General features: G+C 40.9%; 6 protein-coding genes and 1 pseudogene. 4 read left to right on the top strand and 3 right to left on the bottom strand.

The features are described from left to right. The 4 genes from A3756_RS15440 to A3756_RS15425 form a co-directional block, all read left to right on the top strand. Positions 1-250 (top strand): integrase core domain-containing protein (locus A3756_RS15440; RefSeq protein WP_156490510.1); only part of this gene is annotated, 250 nt, incomplete at its 5' end. Between the two features lie 139 nt (positions 251-389). Next, the gene (locus A3756_RS15435) at positions 390-1,028 is read left to right on the top strand and encodes a hypothetical protein (protein WP_068553824.1); all 639 of its coding nucleotides are present in this window, start codon (positions 390-392) and stop codon (positions 1,026-1,028) included. A 217-nt stretch (positions 1,029-1,245) separates the two neighbouring features. Next, a complete protein-coding gene (locus tag A3756_RS15430; RefSeq protein WP_068553822.1) occupies positions 1,246-2,007 on the top strand; it encodes a zeta toxin family protein in 762 nt (253 codons plus the stop codon). Further along, positions 1,994-2,173, top strand: a complete 180-nt coding sequence (locus tag A3756_RS15425; protein ID WP_068513854.1) for a hypothetical protein — start codon at positions 1,994-1,996, stop codon at positions 2,171-2,173. The genes A3756_RS15430 and A3756_RS15425 overlap by 14 nt, the downstream gene beginning before the upstream one ends. Positions 2,174-2,324: 151 nt before the next feature. Here A3756_RS15425 and A3756_RS15420 read toward each other — a convergent pair whose 3' ends face one another. The 3 genes and pseudogenes from A3756_RS15420 to A3756_RS15410 all read right to left on the bottom strand — a co-directional run. Then, positions 2,325-2,801, bottom strand: coding sequence for a hypothetical protein (locus tag A3756_RS15420; RefSeq protein WP_068513857.1), 477 nt, complete (start codon positions 2,799-2,801; stop codon positions 2,325-2,327). A 354-nt stretch (positions 2,802-3,155) separates the two neighbouring features. Then, a complete protein-coding gene (locus A3756_RS15415) occupies positions 3,156-3,926 on the bottom strand; it encodes a hypothetical protein (protein ID WP_068513860.1) in 771 nt (256 codons plus the stop codon). A 34-nt stretch (positions 3,927-3,960) separates the two neighbouring features. After that, positions 3,961-5,485, bottom strand: a pseudogene (locus A3756_RS15410) (type I restriction endonuclease subunit R); the annotation flags it as partial.

Here is a 5,485-nt window from a genome sequence, read left to right as displayed (position 1 = left end):
ACAAAGCCTAAGTCGCAGAGGAAATTGCTGGGATAATGCGCCAATGGAGCGATTCTTTAGAAGCTTTAAAACAGAATGGATGCCGCGATCAGGATATGAATCGTTTATGGAAGCAGAAGCAGCTATCGATCAATACATTAATGGTTACTACAATCGTCATCGGCCTCATCATCATAATGGTGGTATGTCACCGTTATTGACTGAACAGGCTTACGAAAAAACTTATAACGGGCTGGCCAGTTTTAGTTGACCACTACAAAAGTTTGTTTTTTAGCTGCACAGTTTCAATCAAAACATCCACTAGAACAACTTGTCCTTATGATGTCCGCTTGCGTGGTCTTATTTGATAGATAAGGTAAAAATAGCTAATCAAGTAAGAGGAAAATAAATTGGACTTCTATCTCCCGCAAGACTTTCTAAACAAGGAACTCATAAACAATGAAATCATCTCTAATCTTAAAAGCAGAGGACTAGAGAGTTATCTTCAACAGTACAACTTCCCCTTTGGTTCGGTCATATTTTATAGTCTTGCTTTGGATGCGCTGATAGCTATAAACACAGCAACAAGCGACGACATCAAAGTACAAATACTGAGAGCTAAAATATTCGCAGAATCAAGTTCTTTAGAGTTACTAGAGCCAGCAGAACTTAAACTTCCTGACCGCGCTATTAATAGGTCTTACAGCTATCCTATAGCCAAAGTAAAGATACTAGAGATTGTACTTAGCTTGGGCGGTGTCATAATTGATGGATACCTATTTGACGATTTACTAAACCTAGACCCAGTGACTGAAAGCATGCTGTTGGTTGCAAGCTGCCGAAATATTCGTTTAAGAGAGTCATTAGCAGATTATTTTTTGAAATACCTGGCCGATAAGACTGACAATATAGAAGCGGCTTTAGCTGGTGGGTATGACCCGATACCAGGGTGGATTAAATACAATATCGTTGGGTTGATTAGTCAGGAAGAAGGTGAGTATTTGAAGCAGCTTCTTTCTACCAAAGACTGCAATAGTGAAAACTTATAGCAAGTAGACTCTAAATATCTAAGCCTTATGCGGGCCTTTGCGTTAAGAGAGATACTCCTTATTTATTTGGAGTTTCTGGCTCCGCCCCCGGTTCAAAATTAAATAAACTTAGTTCCTTTGAGTTCATTTATTAAACTGACGCAATACCACTATCAACAGTTGATTATTTTTAGCTTACATGCAAACTTAACTGGTCAACTATGGTAATGGGTGCTGAATGAGCGATTTCACTGAAGATGAACAAGGATTAGTCGATGCCGCGATAAAATGGGCAAAGGAACGAAAAAAGCACTTTGTACAAGAGTACGCTAATAAAGATCTTGTTCCAGCAGACACTGAACCAACAGCTTATTACATGGCTGGCTGTCCAGCAGCTGGCAAAACTGAAGTTGCTCACGCCCTAAAACGCGTTCTAGATGATGAATTTAAGGATAATGAAGGTGCATTTTCTCTCATTGACCCTGATGAGATTAGAGAGCAAATGCCTGGCTATAACGGAAAGAACGCTAGACTTTTTCAGTACCCTACATCCATCATCGTAGATGCCGTTTTTGATAAGTTAATGAAGAATAAACAAAGCTTCATACTTGATGGAACCTTATCAGACTATGATAAAACCAAACAGAATATTGAGCGATGCCTATCACCTAAAAGGGATTACTGCGTTGTTATCACATTTGTTTACAATGACCCATTAAATGCCTGGAAAGCTGCAAAAGCCCGTGAATTAACGATGGGACGGGCTATTGATTTAGATGTATTTGTTGATAGGTACTTTAAATCGAAAGATACAGTCCGCAAATTAAAAGAAGAGTTTGGACAAAACCTACAAGTTGATTTATTGTTTAAAGACTTAGATCAAAAAGTTCGGCCAGAATTTAATATTGGTAATATTGACAATTATTTGGACGAAAAATATACTCCCGCGTCCCTAAGAGAGGCGTTGGATAATACGGAGACGGAAGATGATAATTCGTAAAACAAAAGTTACGGTTGAATCACCTCTTTCGCACTTTGCACATAACGTAAAGTCAGATAGAAAAAAAAGAATTTATATGAAAGTGTTGAATGAGGCAAAAAAAGAGCAGCTTGAAATGATTGCTGAAGCCGAAGCCATGCAAAGTCAGCAGCTGCAAGCAAGATAAAGCACTCTAGTTAATATTAGAAAGCTCGCGATATGCGGGCTTTTTTATTGGCAAAACAAATGTCGCATTCAAAATAAAAGGACGTATGCCTTTCTACAATCCCATGATAGCTGATCAGCTATCATGGGCGAAACGAGGTTCGATAAACTTGTTAGGATGAATACATGGCATAAATAAATATAAACTCAAATACTGTGAAGATGGTTGTTAAAAATAACCACGAAGGATACGTAGTAATAGTATTCTCTTCAGGTATTTGCTCCCAGTCCTCTACCGTTAGCACCGACCTTTCGACCTGCTTTATGGCTTTCTCATACACATAAACCACATCAATATCTTTGGAACTACAGCTTGGGCATTTAGCCGGTGGAGTATTTCGGCGACTTTGCCAGTCATAAAAGCACTTATTACATTCCATTGCACCATACCAAGTCGGCTTGTCATACCAATATTTAACATACCTTTTTCTTTGAAAAAACTCGTTGATAAAACCGCCTATCGTGGCTAGAGGTACAATAACTAAAACTATTTGCCATAGTAAAACAAATAGGGACTTATTATCTTCAAACCACTGAAGCGTTATTGCTAAACCAATAATGAATAGAACAAGACTAGAAAACCCTCTCATTTTATAACCCTAACAGTGTGTATGAACGACCCTGGGGGTCCTCCACGTTTTTTACGTGGTTTATTAGATGGAGCATTTGGCTAACTGTGACAACTCAGATTTATTATACGGCCTGATTCTTAGTTAGTGATATTGTGTCTAAATTATTACAGCTAAACCGGATGACGGTTTACCTTGAACCGTATTGCGGTATTGTTGCTCAACACTCTAAGACCTAATTAAACCGATCAACGGTACGGTCAGCATTAAAACTGTAGAGTTTATTGCACCACCTTCCGCTAACCTTTGTTTATATATGCCATATGTTTACTTATTTCCGCATATGCATTTCGATTAGATTATTCTCAAAAAGACTCAGAAAATACCAAACAGCAACCCTGTTAATATACTGATGGGCCCAAGACCAATACTTTCTTCAGCGACACTAGAGGTTAAATTACTCACAACAACATCGGCCGTATCATTACCTGCGATTAGCTCTTCAACACCGCTAGTCACATCTTGTTCAAGAGATTCGTTGGAAAAGCCCGAGCTTTCAACGCCATCTATTTTTGCAGCAACCTCTGTTGTGGCTACAACATCAATATCGGGATACTTCTCAATATGCTCGTTTACGTAGGTTACGTTATCAGTCGCTTTCAATTGGACTTCACTCAAAGCGCCATCTTCTCTAATCACAACATCTGAACCTGGATTATTTAAGTCCTCATGCAGTACTGCCTCCCCTCCCGCACTGTTTACCGAATCCACATATAGCATCTCGTGGTAAACACCTTTTGTGTTACTCACTACACCTTGCAATTGCTCTGGAGACAAACTTGCTAGATACTCACCAATTTGAGGTGAAGTCATATCTACTAACGCTGGATTGGCTCGCTGCATAGCTTCAATCACCAAGATAAACTTTTCTTTATCAAAGTATTGCTGTCCATTTACTAGGCCTGCTGTAACTATTGAAACCGCTAATGCAGAAGCACTTATATCGGTTAAACTTTTCTCGCGCACGACAACAAGATGCTTATCTTCATCGCGCTCAAAGCAAGACGCAACCTTTAAACTTCTTGTTAGGTTTCTACTAAACGAAAAAGCATCAGCAGAATTGTCAAACTCGAATTTTAGATCCATATAAAAACCTATCCCAATATTGAATATGATTTACTTACTGAGCATTCAATAAACCAAAAACAATTCGCCCAAACTTCGCAGCCTTCTCTGGATCAGATAACAACTGCATCATCTGATCTTGATGTGCTTCACTACTGCTTAATATGGCGTCATCAACTGCTTTAGGAAAGTGACCTAGCATCGCTTGTTCTGCCGTATTATTGCTAATTTGGCTCATAACATTTTTATTCTCACGAACCTTATCTCTTACTGTGTATGCGTAATTAACCAAGTCTTGATCGGTTAAGTTGTCCGTAATAAACAGTTCATTTAGCTTGCTGATTAGGTGAGATAAGAACTCTTCTTTTTTATCTCTTGGTTTGGCTGTTCCTAAGCCGTCACCCGGTTCAAGCTTGTCCTCTTCCGAGTCAACTTTTAGTTTAATGTCCTGCTGTCTGATCTTGGACAAACGATAGTGGCTGAGCTGGACATTTGATAGATCAATGTCGCCATCTTCGATGACCGCTTCCCTTAACATGGGTTGCAGGTTGCGCGCATACAAGCTGAGCCTTTCTAGCTCTTTATCGTCGTAGTCTACGATCTGAGACATGAACTCGTAGAACCGTACGAAGGTACCCAAGTCCTTTTTGAATATTTCCAGCTCATCTTTCGCTTGCTTGCACTCTTTAAAGCTATTCTCGGCGTTAGCAATCAATACAGCATCGTCCGTTCGCTTTGTGCGCTCAAACATATCCTTGGCCTCTTTAAATGCCTCTACCGCCAACTGGTAGCGCTTCTGCCAGCGATCCACCGCTGGCTTACAGATATTGGCAATAGCAGCATTACTTTTGCTCTTCACAAAGAAGGCATCGCAGAACTGCTCTACTTCGCTCCAGAGGAATATACCGGCTGCTTTTAACTTATCGGATAGATCAAAAATCAAATCCGGATCGGATACATCGGCCAGTTCTGCTGTTTGGAAGTAAGGCTGGAAAGCTCCCAATATATCTTCAGGGTCATTAAAGAAGTCCAGCACGTAAGTGCCACACTCAGCCTTACCGGGGAAGGTGCGGTTTAAGCGCGACAGCGTTTGCACACACTCTACCCCGCCCAGTTTTTTGTCGACATACATGGCGCATAACTTGGGCTGGTCAAAACCGGTCTGGAATTTATTCGCCACGATCATCACCTGATAATCGTCACTGTCAAAGGCTTTGCGCATATCACGGCCTTTCAGGCCGGGGTTCATACTGGTTTCGGTAAACTTCTCGCCGATTAACGCCTCAGCATTAGGATCTCTATCGGTGAACTCCAGCTCACCCGAGAACGCCACCATGGCCTGAATCTTCTGATAGCCTTTTTCGGTGATGTACTTATCAAACGCCAGCTTGTAACGCACCGCTTCTTTACGAGAGCTGGTCACCACCATCGCTTTGGCCTGGCCACCTAATAAGCCCATGATATTGTCTTTAAAGTGCTCCACAATCACCTGCACTTTCTGGCTGATGTTGTAGTCATGCAGGCGCACCCACTGGTTGAGTTTCACCTTAGCTTTTTTGCTTTCTACCTCTTCATCGGCA

The sequence above is a fragment of the Oleiphilus sp. HI0086 genome, assembly GCF_001635225.1.
This window is presented reverse-complemented; position numbering and strand designations above follow the sequence as displayed.